This is a genomic window from Undibacterium sp. FW305-107, assembly GCF_058788535.1.
Window position 1 is genome coordinate 198,341 of sequence record NZ_JBYTAV010000008.1, and the last position, 18,171, is coordinate 216,511.

General features: G+C 49.4%; 14 protein-coding genes and 1 tRNA gene. All 15 read left to right on the plus strand.

The genetic code is table 11. The annotated features are described in order from the left end of the window. Window positions 1-123 precede the first annotated feature (123 nt). The 15 genes from AC3WQT_RS18875 to AC3WQT_RS18945 all read left to right on the plus strand — a co-directional run bounded on the left by AC3WQT_RS18875 (window position 124) and on the right by AC3WQT_RS18945 (window position 18,121). Window positions 124-213: transfer RNA gene (locus AC3WQT_RS18875), tRNA-Ser, on the plus strand. 307 nt (window positions 214-520) lie between these two features. Beyond that, entirely contained in the window at window positions 521-928 is a 408-nt protein-coding gene (gspG, locus tag AC3WQT_RS18880; RefSeq protein ID WP_492705997.1) for a type II secretion system major pseudopilin GspG, read from the plus strand. A 39-nt stretch (window positions 929-967) separates the two neighbouring features. Beyond that, window positions 968-2,170 carry a type II secretion system F family protein gene (locus tag AC3WQT_RS18885; protein ID WP_492705999.1) on the plus strand — a complete coding sequence of 401 codons (1,203 nt, stop codon included), beginning with the start codon at window positions 968-970 and terminating at the stop codon, window positions 2,168-2,170. Next, entirely contained in the window at window positions 2,167-3,870 is a 1,704-nt protein-coding gene (locus AC3WQT_RS18890) for a GspE/PulE family protein (protein WP_492706001.1), read from the plus strand. Before AC3WQT_RS18885 ends, AC3WQT_RS18890 begins: the two co-directional genes overlap by 4 nt. Further along, window positions 3,863-4,687 carry a hypothetical protein gene (locus AC3WQT_RS18895; protein ID WP_492706002.1) on the plus strand — a complete coding sequence of 275 codons (825 nt, stop codon included), beginning with the start codon at window positions 3,863-3,865 and terminating at the stop codon, window positions 4,685-4,687. The genes AC3WQT_RS18890 and AC3WQT_RS18895 overlap by 8 nt, the downstream gene beginning before the upstream one ends. Further along, window positions 4,684-5,238: a PilN domain-containing protein gene (locus AC3WQT_RS18900; protein ID WP_492706004.1), complete on the plus strand. Its 555-nt coding sequence runs from the start codon at window positions 4,684-4,686 to the stop codon at window positions 5,236-5,238. Before AC3WQT_RS18895 ends, AC3WQT_RS18900 begins: the two co-directional genes overlap by 4 nt. Continuing rightward, window positions 5,235-5,849 carry a hypothetical protein gene (locus AC3WQT_RS18905; RefSeq protein WP_492706006.1) on the plus strand — a complete coding sequence of 205 codons (615 nt, stop codon included), beginning with the start codon at window positions 5,235-5,237 and terminating at the stop codon, window positions 5,847-5,849. Before AC3WQT_RS18900 ends, AC3WQT_RS18905 begins: the two co-directional genes overlap by 4 nt. Next, window positions 5,846-6,391: a hypothetical protein gene (locus tag AC3WQT_RS18910; protein ID WP_492706008.1), complete on the plus strand. Its 546-nt coding sequence runs from the start codon at window positions 5,846-5,848 to the stop codon at window positions 6,389-6,391. Before AC3WQT_RS18905 ends, AC3WQT_RS18910 begins: the two co-directional genes overlap by 4 nt. Before the next feature lie 14 nt (window positions 6,392-6,405). Further along, the gene (locus tag AC3WQT_RS18915) at window positions 6,406-8,781 is read left to right on the plus strand and encodes a secretin GspD/PilQ domain-containing protein (RefSeq protein ID WP_492706010.1); all 2,376 of its coding nucleotides are present in this window, start codon (window positions 6,406-6,408) and stop codon (window positions 8,779-8,781) included. 41 nt (window positions 8,782-8,822) lie between these two features. Further along, window positions 8,823-9,302 (plus strand): type II secretion system protein, encoded by a 480-nt coding sequence (locus AC3WQT_RS18920; RefSeq protein WP_492706012.1) that lies wholly within the window; start codon window positions 8,823-8,825, stop codon window positions 9,300-9,302. Between the two features lie 4 nt (window positions 9,303-9,306). Continuing rightward, entirely contained in the window at window positions 9,307-9,711 is a 405-nt protein-coding gene (locus AC3WQT_RS18925; protein WP_492706014.1) for a type II secretion system protein, read from the plus strand. 8 nt (window positions 9,712-9,719) lie between these two features. After that, a complete protein-coding gene (locus AC3WQT_RS18930) occupies window positions 9,720-10,214 on the plus strand; it encodes a type II secretion system protein (RefSeq protein WP_492706016.1) in 495 nt (164 codons plus the stop codon). Between the two features lie 406 nt (window positions 10,215-10,620). Beyond that, complete coding sequence (locus tag AC3WQT_RS18935) at window positions 10,621-13,209, plus strand: carboxypeptidase regulatory-like domain-containing protein (protein WP_492706018.1); 2,589 nt, start codon at window positions 10,621-10,623, stop codon at window positions 13,207-13,209. Window positions 13,210-13,259: 50 nt separating this feature from the next. Next, window positions 13,260-17,195, plus strand: coding sequence for a beta strand repeat-containing protein (locus tag AC3WQT_RS18940; RefSeq protein WP_492706019.1), 3,936 nt, complete (start codon window positions 13,260-13,262; stop codon window positions 17,193-17,195). A 35-nt stretch (window positions 17,196-17,230) separates the two neighbouring features. Then, window positions 17,231-18,121 carry a choice-of-anchor A family protein gene (locus AC3WQT_RS18945; RefSeq protein WP_492706021.1) on the plus strand — a complete coding sequence of 297 codons (891 nt, stop codon included), beginning with the start codon at window positions 17,231-17,233 and terminating at the stop codon, window positions 18,119-18,121. The last annotated feature ends 50 nt before the right edge of the window (window positions 18,122-18,171 follow it).

An 18,171-nucleotide genomic window follows, 5' to 3' on the forward strand; every position in this document is an offset into this window, starting at 1 on the left:
CATCTTCATGTCGCGATGTATAGTCAGGTTTTTAATTCACCTGACTATGTCACATTGCTAATTTTGATTTGAGCAAGTTCTTTGCTATAATCGAAGGCTTCGTTTATGACGAACAACCAAGCCGGAGAGGTGGCAGAGTGGTTGAATGTACCTGACTCGAAATCAGGCGTAGTAGCAATACTATCGGGGGTTCGAATCCCCCCCTCTCCGCCAGAATATGAAAAGCCTTTGGAGTCCAAGGGCTTTTTTGTATCTGATTGGCATTTTTATGCGCCAGTAGGGCCCAACTATCCGGGCTTCCTTTTCGATTAAATTTATGCTAAGCTCCCCGACTGTCTAAAATTTAGGCACATTCTTTTATTTCCCGAATTGTTGCTCTGATGCTGATCGTCGTGTGAGTTCAGTGAAAATTTTTGCAGAAGCACATCTCTCAGGCTAGACGATCAGGTATCAAGTGAACGCAATAGATCAAGCAAAGGCGCAAACAAAAACGCAAGCAAAAGCAAACCCGGGCAGGAACGTGCTGCGAAGAAACGCCGGTTTCACTCTGCTGGAATTGCTGGTTGTGGTGGTCATCATAGGTTTGCTGGCTTCGTATGTAGGGCCAAAGTATTTCGCACAAATTGGCAAGTCTGAGGCGGCGGTTGCAAAGGCTCAAATTACTGCGTTTGAAAAAGCACTGGATACTTATCGTATCGATGTGGGGCGTTTTCCAACGAGCGAAGAGGGGTTGACTGGTTTGCTGGAAAATCCATCTGCAAATACAAAATGGAATGGACCTTATTTGAAAAAATCCATTCCACTTGACCCCTGGGGACGTCCTTATCGCTATCTGTCGCCAGCAAAAGACAAGGATTTTGAAATTGTCTCTTACGGCAAAGATGGTCAGGCAGGCGGCACAGGTGATGACGCCGATATTAGTAATTAGTAACTAGGTGCTTTTGGCGCAAACTTTTTAAATTAAACTATGCGCTTCAAAATAAGGGCACTGACACCTGATCAGCAAATCGTTGAGGAAATCGTTGAGGCGCGCACTGAAGCCGACGTACGTCTGGTGATAAAGGGCCGTGGCTGGGTGATCTCGTCATTGCAGCAAACCGGTTCCCTTTCAATATTGAAATCTGGTCGCTCCGGGGTAAGTCCTGGTAAATTTTCTCTGCTCCTGTTTAGCCAGGAATTGCTGGCTTTGCTCAATGCGGGCCTGACTATAGTCGAAGCACTGGAAGCCTTGCTCGAAAAAGAACAAAGTCAGGAAATTCGTGCTGTATTGTCTACCGTCCTGACTGGTTTGCAGGAAGGGAAGCGCTTTTCCCGGGTATTGGCTGAGCAAGAAGAATATTTCCCAAGTTTATTTGTCGGTATTGTGCAAGCGTCAGAAAGTACCAGCAGCCTGTCCCCCTCATTGGCGCGATTTGTTGAGTATCAGCAGCGCATTGATGTTGTCCGCAATAAAATTATCAGTTCTCTCATTTATCCTGCCATCCTGTTTTTGGTTGGTGGCGCCGTTACCTTCTTTTTGCTGGTGTATGTCGTGCCGCGTTTTGCTGAAGTCTATCGAGGTACCGGGCGTTCACTGCCATGGTCGTCCCAACTGTTGCTGAATTGGGGGGCTTTTGTGACAGAACACGGTTCTGTATTTACTCTGGTTTGTCTGGCAGGCATTTTGTCACTAGGTATCTTCATCAAAGGCGTGTGGCAAAAAAACGGTGCTTTGGGTCTGGTCGCCAAATTCCCGGGGTTTAGTGAATCTATTCGTATTTATTCTTTATCCCGGCTGTATATGACCCTGGGTATGTTATTGGATGGTGGTATTCCCATCGTTGCTGCCTTGAATACAGCTGCCAGTATGGTCGGCGCAAATATGCAGATGGCTCTACATCAGGCGACCACTTCGATTGAATCTGGTGTCATGTTGTCTGAAGCTTTTGAACGTTATGAACTGACTACACCAATTTCGCAGCGGCTGTTAAGAGTGGGCGAACGCACTGGTGAATTAGGGAAGATGCTGACGCAATCGGCAAATTTTTATGAAGGCGAAATCACGCGCTGGATAGACCGTTTCATTCGTAGTTTTGAACCAATTCTGATGGCAGTCATTGGCCTGATTGTTGGCACTATCGTGGTGCTTTTGTATATGCCTATATTTGATTTGGCGGACGGTCTTTCATGAATAGTGCTTTCGATAATATGACTAGCGTACTGGTTACACCAGAATTGCTCCAACAAGCCAGGGACTATGCCAATCAACATCACGTCAGTATGTGGCTTGCCCTGCAGAACCTGACGCAAGTTGAAGCCAGGAAGTTACTGCAGACGCTGGGTCACTATTGCGACATGCCCGTGATGGAAACGATGGAATTGCAGGCGCACGTACCGGCTTTTGATTTGCTGCCACTGAACCGTGCCATGCAAAAACAAAGCCTGATACTGCGTGACGCGCAAAACTGTTTGTTTGCAGTCATATCTGATCCTTTCGATCCCGACGTCCAGATCTGGCTTGGCTCTATCGCCAAATCTCCCATACAGTTCCGGCTGGCATTGAATACCGACATACAGGCATATTTGTCACGTCATGAAGAGTCAGCACGAACAACTGATAGCCTGGCAAATACAGGTTCTCTTGATGCAGCGAGTAAACGCGAGAGCAAGGCTGCCACCAGGCTGTCATTTGAATCTGTTTCAGAAGCAGCCAGTCCCGCAGTCAAGCTGGTCAATACCACCTTGTATGATGCTTTAAAGGCTGGCGCTTCAGATATCCATCTGGAAAGCACGGCACAGGGTTTGAGCGTCAAGTATCGCATTGATGGTGTACTCGATCACATCACTTCGACAACCGGTATTGCCGATGCGGAACAGGTAATTTCCCGCCTTAAGGTATTGGCTGAACTTGATATTTCAGAGCGTCGCGTGCCGCAAGATGGCAGTTTCTGCATTGAGGTTAATGACAGGGAAATCGATTTGCGACTCTCCATCATGCCCAGCATACATGGTGAAGATGCGGTTATCCGTATCCTCGACAAGCGTGCAATGGTGGAGGCTTATGGTGCACTCAGTCTTGAGGCATTGGGTTTTGATGAGGCGTCGCTGGTTACCCTGCGCATGTTGACAGAAGAGCCGTATGGCATGCTACTGGTAACAGGACCGACTGGTTCAGGCAAAACAACCACGCTGTATGCGGCTCTGTCAGAAATCAATAGCGGACGCGAAAAGATCATTACCATTGAAGATCCGGTTGAATATCAATTGCCCGGCATATTGCAAATCCCTGTCAATGAGAAAAAAGGGCTTACCTTTGCCAAGGGTTTGCGTTCCATCTTGCGTCATGATCCCGACAAGATTATGGTGGGTGAAATCCGTGATCAGGAAACAGCAGAAATAGCCGTGCAGTCAGCATTGACGGGCCATCTGGTGCTTACCACCGTGCATGCCAATAATGTATTCGATGTATTTGGCCGCTTTGCTCATATGGGTATCGATCCTTATGCTTTTGTCTCTGCATTGAATGGCATCTGGGCGCAGCGTCTGGTACGCATCAATTGCCCGCACTGTTCGACTGAAATCAGTGTTGATGAGCATATGTTGAAGCGGGTCAACCTGACTGCGGAAGACGTTCATGATTTCCACTTCCGGCAAGGGCGGGGCTGTGGCGATTGCCGTGGAACCGGCTATAAAGGCAGGCGTGCCATTGCCGAGATACTCACTTTAACGGATGAAATTCGTGAAATGATTATCGAAAAACGTCCTATCAGGCAAATCAAGGACGCTGCGCGTCGCAACGGTACTACTACCTTGCGTGAAGCAGCGTTGGCAATGGTCAAGCGCGGCGATACGACGCTGGAAGAAATTAAAAGGATTACGCTCCATGCTTAAATTCTTTTGTTCTTCCTTATTGGTCGATATCAAAGTCGGGCAGATTCATATCAGCCGACAAGCTGCAAAATTGCGTCGCTCGCCGGAACTTGAAGCTGCACTCTCGTTTCCGCTGGATATAGAGCAGGATGTCAGTGATTTTGGCCTGCAATGGGAGTCGGCATTCGCCAATTACCTAGACAGAAAAGGTTTACTGGAAATAATACTTGACAACGTGCTGGTCAAATTTTTTGTGCTGGCGCCACCCGCACATGCGCAGTCTGTAAAGGATTTGCACGCTGCAGCCCGGATGCGGCTGGAAACTTTGTTTAATGTGACCAGCGATGACTGGCTCATCAGTGCTGACTGGCAAAGCAATAAACCGTCATTGGTCTGTGCCATTCCCAAGACGCTTTTGGCAAAAATCAGTGGTGCGAGTGAAAAATCGGCTCAGCGGATATTGAGCTTGCAACCTCGCTTTGTATGGATGTGGAACCAATGCAAGCAAAGATTTTCAACCGACACCTGGTTTGTATCTGTTGAAAAGCATGCGATGACGCTGGCCGCATTTCAGGACGGATCTTTGCGCATGGTCAAAACCATATTGTTGCATGATGCCAGCGACGATGCATGGTTGCGTACCCAATTGCAAAGAGAAGCAATGCTGCATCAATTGAATCCACCTGCACAATTGTTGCTTGCAGGTCGTATTCCAACTACCTGGCAATATAGCGTGTTGCGCCAGACTGACCAGTATCAGCTCGCAAAAAAAGATCTAGCAGACAGTAGTGCTGATGTCAGGGTTTTGCCGAAGAACAGAGCGGGAGCAGTTTCATGACATCGATACGGATAGAGTTCGCCCCGGATTCAATCGCGAAACGTTTGCATTACACCTCATTCCCGGTACTGTTGCTGACTGTGCTCGTTCTGGTTTTGCTGGGTGGTTTGGTCTGGCGTGGTAATCAATTGTTTCAAGATCGTATGCATGCTGCAGAAAAAATGCAGAGCTTGCAGGCTGACATAGAGAAAATTGAAAAGAAGCAATTGAAGACGCCGCCACTCAAGCTACCGCAAGAACAAGTGATTGCGGTCAATCAGGCAATTGCCAAACTCAATCTGCCATGGACAGACTTGCTTGATGCCCTGGAAAAAGCCAGTTCTGACAAAGTAGCCCTATTGCAGGTAACGCCGAACAGTCAAAAGGCCAGTCTTAAAGCAGTGGCAGAGACAAAGAACAGCGACGACATGATTGCTTATATCGAAACCTTGAAACAGCAAAAATTGTTTACCACCGTGATTCTTGAAAAACACGAAATCAATGAGCAAGACCCGAATAAGCCATACAGGTTTCAATTTGACGTGCAATGGCGCGACGGAGTCAGGCAATGACAACGTCCCAAGCAAGAAATGCTTCAAACTTGCCAAGGCAAATCCGGCTCGCCATTGCGTTGTCAGGGCACACATTTGGCTGGTTCAAATTACTGTTGCTGTGCTTGCTGCTTGCAGTTGGCACGGCTTGGTGGCGCGGCGTGCCCTATATGCAAAAGCAGATTTACAGGATGGAAGAACAGCAAGCTGATCTGCAGATAAAACGCCAGCAATTGAGCATGGCCAAACAAACGCCAGTACTGGACGATAATTTGCAGCGTCTGAATGCATTTTATGAATTGCTGGGTGAAAAGAAACACGTAGAACAGCAAGTGAAAACCATACTGTATTTAGCCAATGAAGCAGGCGTCAGCCTGAAAGCTGGTGAGTATCAGCTGGCAGAAAACAGTGCAGGCAGATTTTTCACCTACAAAGTGCAATTGCCCGTGAAGGGGAGTTATTTGCAAATCCGCAAATTTGCAGAGCAGGTTTTGCTGACCATCCCATTTGCATCGCTGGATGAAACTTCATTCAAGCGTGAAGCCATCAATGGCCCTGTGATCGAATCGAAAATGGTGTTCACCTTATATGTTGGTACAAACACGACATTGCCTGGCAGGGGTTTTGAATGAACCTGCGCAAAATTTTACTGGGCGGCGGCTTGCTCGTGGCTGTATGGGTAGCCTTTTATGCAGACAAAACACCTGACAGCGACATTGTTGAAGCCGTAACACCTGCAAAGAGGGGGCAGGTGGTACAGACAAGCCCTACTGCTACAAAAGTAGTGGATGCCAAAGCAAAGATGCCAAGCGCGAATCAGGTGCAGGAAATTGCTACTATTGTCGACAGAAAGCAATTAATCGCTGGTGACTACAAGGGTAATGAAAGCTTCTTTGGTACGCAAAACTGGACGCCGCCACCGCCACCTGCAGCGAAACCACCGCCGCCACCGCCTCCAACTGCACCGCCTTTACCATTTCGCTATCTGGGTAAAAAGACAGATGATGGCCAGATGGAAGTTTACCTGTCCAGTGGTGACCGGACTTTTATCGTCCAGGAAAAAACTATTATCGAAAATATCTACCGTGTTGATGCCATCAAACCCACCATGATGAGCATCACCTACCTGCCCTTGAATCAGGTACAGACTTTGCAAATCGGTAGTGCAGATTAACTAATTGAGTACTTATGAAATCATTTCAACACTTGCCGTGTCGTCGACTGCTTACCCTGGTGGCTGTGTGCATCTCGCTGTTTGGCTGTGCTGCACAGATGGCCTATCGTGACGGCAAAGACCTCATCGCACAGGACAAGCTTGAAGACGGTCTGGAGAAATTCAAGTTCGCCATGGCAGAGGCACCGGGCCAGCTTGAATATCGCAAGGCTTACCTGAAAACGCGTGAACAAATCATCTATAGTTTGCAAGAGCAGGCAGACCAGTCAGTCAAGCTGGAAAAGTTGGCTGCCGCAAGAACTCATTTTCAAAGAATTTTGAATATCGATCCGGCAAATGAACAGGCTAGGGCGGGGCTATTCAAGCTGGAGCAACTTGATCAACATGCGGTATTGATCGCCGAGGCGCAGGCTTCGTTTGATAAGAAAGAATACAGCCGTACTCAAGCCCTGACTAAAAAAGTGCTGGCAGAAAACCCTGGTAGTGTAGCAGCCAATAAATTGGCCAGGATGGTCGCCGAGTCTGTCGTGCAGGCACCGCAAGAAACAAGGTTAAACGCAGCTTACAGAAAAACCATCAATATTGAATTCCGTGACGCGCCGGTCAAGCAAGTTTTTGAAGTGATTTCCCGCACGTCGGGCATTAACTTTTTATTTGACCGTGATGTCAAAACTGATCAGCGTACTTCATTGTTCTTGAAGAACAGCACGATAGAATCAGCCATCCATTTCACATTGCTGACCAATCAACTGGAGAAGCAGGTTTTGGATGGAAACACTATCCTGATCTATCCCAATACTGCAGCCAAACAAAAAGAATATCAGGAGATGGTCGTCAAAAGTTTCTACCTGACTAATGCAGAAGCCAAAAACGTATCGAACTCACTCAAAACACTGGTCAAGACACGTGACATCGTTGTCGATGAAAAACTCAATATGCTCATCCTCAGGGATAGCCCTGATGCCATCAAATTGGCGGAAAAAATCATCGCCCTGCAAGACTTGCCTGAACCAGAAGTGATGCTTGAGGTTGAAATACTGGAAATAAAACGCACCCGCCTGCTGGAACTGGGCATGCAATGGCCAAGTTCACTCAGCCTTGCGCCTATATCATCGGCAGCTGGCGGTGCATTGACCTTGCGTGATTTGAAAACCAATCTCAATCCGTCCACCATCAGTGCTACTCTTGGGCCAGTGTCCGTCAAGGCCAGGCGTGAAGTGGGTGATGCCAATCTTTTGGCCAACCCGCGCATACGTGCCAAAAACCGTGAAAAAGCCAAAATACTGATAGGTGAGCGTGTACCTAATATCACCACCACTGCCACGTCCACTGGTTTTGTTTCTGAAAATATCAACTACATTGAAGTGGGCTTGAAGCTTGAAGTCGAACCAACCATTTATCTCGATAATGACGTTGGCATCAAGATAGCGCTCGAAGTGAGCAGCCTGACTAATCAGTTAAAGACACAATCTGGCTCGGTCGCCTATCAAATAGGCACCAGGACAGCCAGCACAGTCCTGCGCCTGAAGAATGGTGAGACACAAATATTGGCAGGCCTGATCAATGATGAAGAACGCAATTCAGGCACCAAAGTGCCAGGCCTTGGTGAAATGCCAGTTGTTGGCCGCTTGTTTGGCAGTCAGCTTGATGATAGTCAGAAAACTGAAATCGTACTCTCGATTACACCGCATCTGATACGCAACATTCAACAACCAGAATTGCGCAATGCCGAATTCCAGTCAGGTACCGATAGCAGCTTCAGGATCAGGCCAGAAATGTCCGACACTACGCCCGCATCAAACGCGGTTCCTGGCAGCACTTCATATGACGCAGCAAAGAGCACTGTAAAAACTGATGCCAATCCGGCTAATGGCCTTGGTGGGGGCAATAACAATGCAAACGGTGCTGGTAGTATCAATGGTGGCGTGGGTGGCATCAATGGTGGTATAGCGGGCACAGGTGGCATTGCCAATGTAGGTATGCCGCAAATGGAATGGCAGGGGCCGCGTAGCGTAAAAATTGGCGATGTATTTTCATTGCAGTTGATCATGCAATCAGATCAGCTCGTTACCAGCGTGCCGCTCATTCTGGGTTTTGATCCCAATGTCTTGCAAGTGGTGAATGTGAACGAAGGCATCTTCCTGAAACAGGGCGGGGCACCCACCAATTTTAATGCTTCGATAGATCCCAAAGGGCAAGTGACTGTCAGTAACACACGCACTTCTGGCGGTGCCAGCAGCCCGGGTAGTCTGATGACCATCAACTTCCGCGCCATGGCGGCGGCAGAATCAACGCCACTCAAAATACTGTCTGTTACGCCAGTTGGTGTGGCGGGGCGTAATTTGCAGGCCCAGGCCTTGCTGCCTTTTAATGTTGAAATTCTGCCCTGACAGTTAAAGGCATAAAAAGAGCATAAATAAGTACAAACGACATGAAACGTGCAACCGCAAATGGCTTCACTTTAATAGAATTGCTGATTACCCTGGCAATTTTAGGCCTGCTGGCAAGCATTGCCATGCCCGTTGCGCAGATAGCTGTACAGCGTGGCAAAGAGAAAGAATTGAAGCTGGCTCTGCGTGAAATACGTACAGCAATAGACCAGTACAAACGCCTGAGTGATGAAGGGCGCATTCTCAAAAATTTCAATTCAACTGGCTACCCGGCAAATCTGGATATGCTGGTAGAAGGTGTTGTTGATCAGCGCGATCCCGGTCACAGGAAAATATATTTCCTGCGCCGTTTGCCGCGCGACCCTTTGCAAGCTAATCTTAATCTGGATGCCGCTGCCAGTTGGGGCAAGCGCAGTTATGCCAGTGAGGCGAATGATCCACAAGAGGGTGACGATGTGTATGACGTTTATTCAACCAACTCACAACAAGGCTTGAACGGCATCGCCTACAGGCAATGGTGAAGACATGCGAACACAAATGAATTTATCTGTGCAATATAAGCGAAGCAGTGGTTTTACATTGATAGAACTGCTGGTCGTGCTCGCGATTGTCGCCTTGCTAAGCACTTTGACATTGCCCCGTTATTATCAGAGTCTGGATAAAGGCAAAGAAGCCGTGCTGGTAGAAAATCTGCGCACAACGAGGGAAAGCATTGATAAATTTTACGCAGACACTGGCCGCTATCCAGAAAACCTGGAGGAACTTGTTGAGCGTAAGTACCTGAAAGATTTACCCATAGACCCCATCACAGAAAGCACGACGAGCTGGCAAATTATTGCGCCGGTGGATGGTGCTCAAGGGCAGGTCTACAACATACAAAGTGGCGCGCAAGGCCAGCGTGCTGACGGTACGGCTTATCGTTCCCTTTGAATGAGCGCATGCAGAAAAATACCAAAGTCAAGCTCCGGCGGAGCAAGTCAGCATTCCATCAAGGCGGCATGGCTTATCTTGGTCTGCTATTGAGCCTGGCCTTGTTATCGATTGCCGCATTGGCCACCATGCAAGTTCATAGCCTGATGCAAAGGCGGGCAGCAGAAGAAGACTTGCTTTTCATCGGACAACAATTCCAGCAAGCCTTGCTGAGTTACGCCAATGCCACGCCACCTGGCGGGCTGAGGGCTCCTGCATCACTCAATGACTTGCTGCGCGACCCGCGTTATCCCATGCCACGCCACCATGTACGCCAGCTTTATCTTGATCCAGTCACTTTGCAGGCGGATTGGGGTTTGCTGTTGTCGCCTGATGGAAAAGGCATTATCGGTATCCACAGTAAATCAGAACGTGCGCCGATCAAGATCGCCCAGTTTCCGGCCTCATTGAGGGGTTTCGAAAATAAAAAAAGCTACCAGGAATGGGTATTTAAAGTACTTTAAATGTAACTGAAAATGCGTGGTGTGGCACCATTGTTGTTTAAGTAGCAGTAATACCACTTTATAAAAAAAGCAGAAATTTAAAATGCTGCTTTTAATTAATATTGCTATAGAAAAATTATTTTTTGTGCATCTTCCTGAGTATTCTTCAGATATCACTAGTAGTGATACCAGTTATGGGGAATTTAGTACTTGCCACAAATTGTAACAATAGTTACTATCCGGGTTCAAATTTTTAACGTCTATCTGCGATCTCTCAAATTTACTACTGAGGTTCGGCTCAGTGCGTTTATTTCAGGGGTCTGCTGTGCTTCAAAATGTTGGTACTTTTGCGCGAAACTTGTTGGTTGGCGTTCTTTTTTTGTTGGCCTTATTGGTAAATAGGGCTCATGCGCAAACTACAGCACAAATGGCCAATGGCCTGCAATGGCTCAATGCGCAGGTACAAGCCGACGGCAAACTCAGTGGTGAGGCGCAATCCATTGCAACTCCCTTGCAGGCGCGCTCAGAAGCCGCGCAAACATTGAAACTGTTGGCGACGTTGCCGACTAGCTTGGTATCAAGTATTGCCGCAGACACCGAAAACAATACCGAATACCTCGCACGCAAGATTATTTCATTGAGGGCCAATGGCCAGGATCCGGCGAATTTACTGGATCTGCTGCTCACACGTCAAGGCGTGGAGGGCGGCTTTGGCGGTGCATCGTATTACTCCAGTAATGTCGTTGATACAGCATGGGCAGTATTGGCATTAGCGCAAACTAACGGTGGGGTGAATGACGCCGCTAATCGTGCACGCGCCTATCTCGTCACCCAGCTCGCATCCGATGGTGGTGCATCTGGGCCAAATGACTGGAATCGCAAATACAGCAGCGCTATTATTTTGCTTGCATTGCAAACTGTGTCGGATGGTAGTAACACCGCTATTGTCAGGGCGCTGGCGTCCTGGTTGCAACAACAGCAAGCTGCCGACGGCAGCTGGTCAGGCAATACCTACCTCACTGCGCTTGTTATGGCCGGTATTGTGCCGGTGACAACGGATGCTGCGGTACGCACTAATGGGCGTAATTTTCTGGTATCGAAGCAGGGGGCAGATGGCAGCTGGAGTGCCGATCCTTTCCTGACGGCCCTGGTATTGCGCGTGCTCTCTGGACAAGCTGGATCACCGGGCAGCGCTGGCGTTTTGCAAGGACAACTGGTTGATAATGCCACCAATGTACCTTTGCCTGGTGCGGCTGTAACCTTGTCCGGTACATCAAATCAAGTAGCGACAACCGATGTGTCCGGGCGGTTTGCCTTTAATGGCTTGGCGTCAGGGAATTACTCAGTAACGTACTCCCGTGTTGGCTATACTTCCAAAAATGCCAGTTATAGCGCTGTCGCGGGTCAGATAAGCGATGCAGGCATAGTCAAGCTGGCCCAACTTGCAGGTACCGGTATTATTCGCGGTCAAGTGACTGCGACGAATGGCTCGGCATTGCCCGGTGTGGCCATATCCTTGTCAGGGGCGGCAACGCTGAACGCGACTTCCGACGCTAATGGACGTTATGAATTCATCGTGCCATCGCCCGGCGCCTTTGCGATTTCAGCCAGCCTGACTGGTTATAAAACTGCCTCATCCAGCGGTACGGTCGCGGCAGGGCAAACTGTATTGTTTGCGCCAGTGTTATATGCCAATAACGAAACCACTCCAGGCACCATCCGGTTTACAGGTAAGGTCGTATCCGCTGGACAAAATACGCCGTTGGCGGGTGTAGCCATACAGATTGGTGGCGCGGCAAATAGCAACGCTGTGACAACCGCAAATGGGCAGTTTGATCAAACCTTGAATCCCGGTAGTTATACTGCCACTTTCTCACTGTCAGGTTATACTTCGGTCACGCAAATCTTTACTGCTTCTGCTGGTAGTGTCGTTGATGCTGGAACCGTTACCCTGATGCCAGTCAAGACCAGCACTAGCATCAAAGGGAAAGTCGTCAATACGTCCAATGCTGTAATCGCAGGGGCATCGGTACAGATCGTCGGTATGTCCAATACCGCAACAACGGCGGCGGACGGTAGCTACTCCATTAATAATATCTCTGGTACCAGTTTCTCGGTGCGGACTAGTGCTGTCGGATATAACTCCCAAACGATCAATTTGCAGGTCTCCGCACCATCTGACCTCGTGCAAAATTTCTCTTTGGCACCGCAAACAGCCAGCGTGCTTTCCATTGGCGACCTGATTACCAGCCAGACCCATTACGGTGCTTATAAACCGGTCGCGATTCAGATCAATGTGCGCAACACCAGTACCGAAACTCGTTCGGGCACCTTCAAGGCGGCTATTGTTGATGCACAAGGTCAGATAGTTGATAACGTGGATGCAACCTGGACCAATGCCCAAGGTGGTTTGGTGCGCCAGTTTGATTTTCCGCCCGGCGACACCAGTTTGACCATACCCTGGAGTACTAATGCAAATGCGCCTGGTGCCTATTCCATCTTGGGAACTGTTTCTACAGGCACAGCCGGTGGCCTGGAAAATATCGACAGACAGGCAAGTATCGTGATTGATCCCACAACAGAGATCGGCAGCGTAACGGTATCGCCGAAACCACGTTTTGCTAACGTCGGCGAGACCAAGTCGATTCAATTTGGCATCGATGTATTCAATCGTTCCAACGTTCCAGTCAGCACGGACGTGGCCTTCCAGTTGCAAACTCCTGGTGGCAACATCATTTACGGCGGTACCAGCAAAATAGATTTGTTGCCTTCTGATGCCAGCAAATCGCTAGTTCTGACCGGTACATCTTACACATTTGCACAAAGCGGATCTCATCCTATATTGGTGCAGACATCGAATGGCCCGACACCGGCCACTGTCATGGGCGGCACTATTGTCGTCGCACCTGGCATACGCATTGAAATGAGTCAGGAACTTACACCATCAGTCGTAACGCCAGATGGGAATAAGAGGATACGCACCGATATCCTGCTCAAAGGAGTTGAATCAAAATGAAAAAAATAAACTACCAATGGGTTTGTATGGGAATACTCGCGGCATGTGCAATGTTCATCAAAACAAAGCAAGCGCGTAGCGTGATGGGCTGGATCGGTTCATTGGCCGTTGTGTTTGCGTTGTGTCTGAGTACGTTTGGCACAGCATCCGCAGCTACGCTCAATCTGACTGGCGCCACAATTTATGCTGTTGACAAAGATGGCGGGTATACCGGCAATGGCTGGGATACGGTTGGCTCCAATGGGGTATACAATCTCTACTTTCTAACGGGGTCTCATGTATTCCTGAATACAGGCAATGGTCTCGCTACCTCACCCAGCATTGACCTTTCCGTTGCAGGCACTTACACGTTTCTCGTCCGTTCCGATGGCAGCGGCTTTAATTGGACGGCACCTTTTGCTGGACTGAATCTGTTTTTCAACACCAGTATAATTCCAGGAATTTCTGTATCCGTCCCATTTAATGTCACGGCTCCTGCGCTGACGCCATGGGTTAAGCCTGGTCTTGGCATATTCGATCAAAATCCCATTCCTGGTGCCAACTCATTGTCTTTTGTAACCGAAGATGCAAAGGTGACGATGACCGCCTTTAGTTTCATGGACTACCGCAGTCCCGTAGTAGCACCAGAATACCCTGACTTAGTCGGCTCTTTGAATAGCAGTGGCAACGGCCTTAACGATTATTCCGCGACTATCACGCTTGTGGTAGCACCTACGCATCCTTTACTGCGCAACGTGCGCGTGGTGAAAACCTTGTTGAATGTTGATATCGACGTTGATACATCATCTTTTACCAAGCCTCCATTCAGCGTGACCGATGTGGGTAACCAGAAAATCATCGAATGGCGTTTTGACACCTTTAGTGCGGACGCAACCGATGATTTGGGTTTTGATATCATCTTTAAGAATCCGGTACCAAATGAAAAGCGCCTGGTCAGCTATAAAACAGCCCTGACGTATGATGACATCAGTGGCAACCTTGTGCGTACAGAACTGGACCCGCAATACGTCACCGTTTATTCATCCATTTTCCAGATCGTGCCAGCAACAGACAAGGCGTCGTATGCAGCCAATGAAATGGTTCAGATCACCAGCACCGTCAAGAACCTAAGTAGCGCGATTGGAACGGGCACGGTTAAAGTCTCGATCAAGGATGCCAACAACGTTCTGGTTGCCGAATTGGGTAGCACATCGCCACAGAGCATTGTAGTTGGTGGCACTGGCGTATTTAGTGGAGTGAATTTCGCAACCGGTAACACTTTTGCTGGTAATTACAAGGTTGTCGCAGAAATGATCAATACTGCAGGCCAGGTCATCGCCAGTGCATCGACTCCGTTCACTATTACTGCAGCCGCCGGAACTGGACTTAAGTTGTCAACGTCGACGGACAAGCAACAATACACTCCTTCCGAGACGGTGCGCATTAGTCCGCAGCTAAGCAATACGCAAAGCAATGCGGCGATCGATAATATCCAGGTTGTCACTACAGTGACCAACCCGGATGGCTCAGTGCGCTTCAGCAAAACCGAAACCCTGGCACAACTGTCAGCGGCAAATGCTAAAAACTACACCTATAGTCTGCCATTGACTGGTGCAGCGCCGGGGCAATATGCAGTCAAGGTCACGGCAACTTCTGGTACTACTACGGTGCAAGCCAGTTCTGTCTTCATGGTGACAGCTTCTTCCAGTAATGGCAGTGGTCTGGTTGGTACGCTTACCGTTAATCCTACACAGGTAGCCGTGGGCAGTGCATTGGGACTTAACTTCAGCGCCAACAACCAGGGCAACAGCGCGCTGACAAACCAGGCGCTGAGCGTTAACATTATTGACCCTGTTGGTCAAAAAGTCGTCGCCCAGTTCCCGTATACCAGCACCATAGTTATAGGTGGTACATACAGTGGTAGCACGTCATGGACAGCCGCTGGTAGCACTGGTGCAAGCTATGTGGCGACTTTGACTGCAGCTTTTGGTGCCAACACAGTGACCCTGGCACAAGCTAGCTTCACTCTGACCGCACCAGAAATCAAGCTTAATACCATCATCGATACTGACAAAGCGAGCTATGCACCGACCGATATTGTCAAACTGCATGACCGCCTGACCAACATCACAGCCAACCAGGCCGCCAACAATCTGCAGGTTGTGGTCACAGTCAAGAACCCGGATGGCAGCACGCGTTTCACTAAAACTGAAACCTTGGCGAGCCTGGCAATCAATGCCGTGCAAGACTATAACTACAGTATTAGTCTCAGTGCCGCTCCGGCAGGTCAATACACGACTTCTGTCGTGGTCAGCCTTACTGGTGGCACCGTCATCTCGCAAGCGAATGGTGTATTTACCGTAGCTTCCACCGCCAGCACAGGCAGTGGCTTGAAAGGCAGCATCACTGCCTCTGCACCGCAAGTGCCAGTTGGCAACCTCATCAGTTTCCCTTTCAGTGTCACTAATGAAGGTAATGCCGCTTTGACAGATTTGCCGCTGACCGTCAGCATCATTGACGCCACACAAAAAGTCATCGCCAGCTTCCCCTACAAAACCACGTTGCCAATGACGGGCGTGTTTGTGGGTAATACTGACTGGACCAGTGCAGGTACAGCAGGCGCGCAATACAATGCCGTGTTAAGCGCAAAAGTCGGCAGCAATACCCTGACGCTGGGCCAGGTCAGCTTTACGTTGACTTCATCCGCCGTCAGCCTGACCATCAAGCAGGCAGCAACGCCATGGCAAAACGTGCTCGTCTACAGTGCCTGCAAACGCGCTGCCGATGAATTGCTGGGTAAATGTGCTGCCACCAAGTTCCCGGCAGAAAACGCCGCGACCCTGGCACAGTGTGATGCGGGCAGGGCAAGCGTATTCGACACTGTCCTGGCTAATCAGGGTGTCAGCCACACCATCAGTACTGATGCAGCAACTTTCCTGACACAACTGCGTAGTGGCAATTACAGCACTTACTGGATCAGCAATGGTGCCAGTGCCTTGCCAGAACCGGCAGCATCTGAACTGCTGGCAGCCATCAAGCGCGGGCAGGGTTTCATGCTTGATAGTCTGGTGACGGCAACCAATACCCAGTTGGTGCAATGTTCGGGCGTCACCAATAACGGTGCTTATGCAACAGCCCTACAACAGCTGAGCCTGTCTGGCGGCGTATTTAGTGGTGCTGACCTGGCCGGGCCCGCTACCCAGACCAAACTGGCAACTGCTGGTGGTACTGTCGAGGCAACGCTGAAAGGCACGGCCACCAGCCCAGGTATCGTCAGCGCCAATTATGGCAACGGCAAAACCCTGGCATTCGGTTTTGACTGGAATGACACATTGAAGGCGCAAGGCAGCGAAAGCCGCTGGCCGCTCATGATCAAACAAGGTCTGGATTACCTGACCCCGGCAGCCGCAGATTTGAATGCGCTGTTGCCGGGCGATATCAGTAACCTGTCCAGCACTATTACCAATGCCGGTGCCAGCCAGCCTGTGCGTATCGTGCAAAGTCTGCCTGCCGGATCGGTGATCAAGTCCACTACGCCAGTAGCCACCATAGGCAACAATGGCAGTGGTGACGTGACGGCCACCTGGAACCTGACAGCTGCTTCTGCTGCCGACACCGTGGTGTCGGTACGCTGGCAGGCTCCGGTATCTGCTGGTACCTACAACGCCAACCTGGCAGTCAGCATGGTCAGTGGCGGTAATGCTACGCCTTACAAGTCGCAAGACCAGGCCATCAAAGTACAAAGCGCCAGCCAGATCAATGCGCAAACCATCACTTTGATACAAGGTTTGAGCCTGTCAACGCCAGCACAGCTTGCACAACGTACTGCCATCGTAGACTTGCTCAATCAGGTCAATACCGCAATGGGCAATAACAGCATGGACAAAGCCCTGCGTTTGCTGATTACGGTACAGGCGAAGTTGAAGAACATAGAAGCCGGTGTCGGCCCGGTCAGCAAATCGCTGGCCAACCTGATTGCGGTGGTTGAACGGCAAGGTGCGCGTTAAGCGCGATGCTATAAAAACAGAATAGTTGAATGATCATGAAATTAAACTTAAAACATTCTCTCAACACCAGTGTTGGTTTGCTGATGCACAGTGCACCTCGCTTGTGTCTTGCACTGGGATTGATATTCTCTGCCGCCGTATGTCAGGCGCAGCAAATTGATTTGGGAGTAGCTGGACAATATTCAGCCTTCATCTTTGGCAATGTCAGCAATGTTACTGACGTTGAAGGGCGGCTTGCCTTGGGGGGTGCCCTTAATACGCCCGGCGGCAGCATAGGTAACAAGATGAATGCCAATGATGCCCGCCCGGCACTTGTCGTTGGTGGGAACCTGGTTGCCTACGCCGGTAGTCTGGGGTCAAGCGCCAATAATGGTTTTGCGATCTACTCAGGTACTAAAGGCTCTTCACCTAAAGTCGCAAGCTATCTGGATTTTCGCAAGCAGGAAGTTGGGCCTATCGATTTTGAAGCAGAGCGCACCTATCTTTCAGTCCTGTCGCAACAATTACGCGCGGTACCAGCAACGGGAACTGTGAATCAAGTGTATGCCCAGGTAACACTCACCGGTAGCAACAGGGATATCGAAGTCTTTAACCTGACTGCGGATCACGTCATTAGTACTCATGATTTTGCATTGGCAAATGTTAAACAGGATGCATACCTGATCTTGAATGTCGCAAGTAATTCGCAGCGTACAGTGAAATTTGGGATCAGCATGTCTGCCTTCATCAACCGCCATAGCAAAGTGCTGGTCAATATGTACGATACCGAGCTGTTGAACTTCACCAATGTGGGCGTATATGGCAGCGTCCTTGCGCCTTATGCATGCGTCAAGAATTCAGGTGGGCATCTGGAAGGCATCGTCATTGCCGCCAGTTGGGATTCGAATATGGAAGTAGGCACGACCCTGTTTGTCCCAACCAATTAAAGATGCGGTAGCAATAACCGCATCGAAAGAATAAACCCGGCTTGATGCCG

Bases quoted from the DNA above. Each gene is read 5' to 3' on its own strand.
- AC3WQT_RS18885 (WP_492705999.1), top strand. From the start codon at position 968: ATGCGCTTCAAAATAAGGGCACTGACACCTGATCAGCAAATCGTTGAG.
- AC3WQT_RS18890 (WP_492706001.1), top strand. From the start codon at position 2,167: ATGAATAGTGCTTTCGATAATATGACTAGCGTACTGGTTACACCAGAA.
- AC3WQT_RS18895 (WP_492706002.1), top strand. From the start codon at position 3,863: ATGCTTAAATTCTTTTGTTCTTCCTTATTGGTCGATATCAAAGTCGGG.
- AC3WQT_RS18900 (WP_492706004.1), top strand. From the start codon at position 4,684: ATGACATCGATACGGATAGAGTTCGCCCCGGATTCAATCGCGAAACGT.
- AC3WQT_RS18905 (WP_492706006.1), top strand. From the start codon at position 5,235: ATGACAACGTCCCAAGCAAGAAATGCTTCAAACTTGCCAAGGCAAATC.
- AC3WQT_RS18910 (WP_492706008.1), top strand. From the start codon at position 5,846: ATGAACCTGCGCAAAATTTTACTGGGCGGCGGCTTGCTCGTGGCTGTA.
- AC3WQT_RS18915 (WP_492706010.1), top strand. From the start codon at position 6,406: ATGAAATCATTTCAACACTTGCCGTGTCGTCGACTGCTTACCCTGGTG.
- AC3WQT_RS18920 (WP_492706012.1), top strand. From the start codon at position 8,823: ATGAAACGTGCAACCGCAAATGGCTTCACTTTAATAGAATTGCTGATT.
- AC3WQT_RS18925 (WP_492706014.1), top strand. From the start codon at position 9,307: ATGCGAACACAAATGAATTTATCTGTGCAATATAAGCGAAGCAGTGGT.
- AC3WQT_RS18930 (WP_492706016.1), top strand. From the start codon at position 9,720: ATGCAGAAAAATACCAAAGTCAAGCTCCGGCGGAGCAAGTCAGCATTC.
- AC3WQT_RS18935 (WP_492706018.1), top strand. From the start codon at position 10,621: ATGGCCAATGGCCTGCAATGGCTCAATGCGCAGGTACAAGCCGACGGC.
- AC3WQT_RS18940 (WP_492706019.1), top strand. From the start codon at position 13,260: ATGTTCATCAAAACAAAGCAAGCGCGTAGCGTGATGGGCTGGATCGGT.
- AC3WQT_RS18945 (WP_492706021.1), top strand. From the start codon at position 17,231: ATGAAATTAAACTTAAAACATTCTCTCAACACCAGTGTTGGTTTGCTG.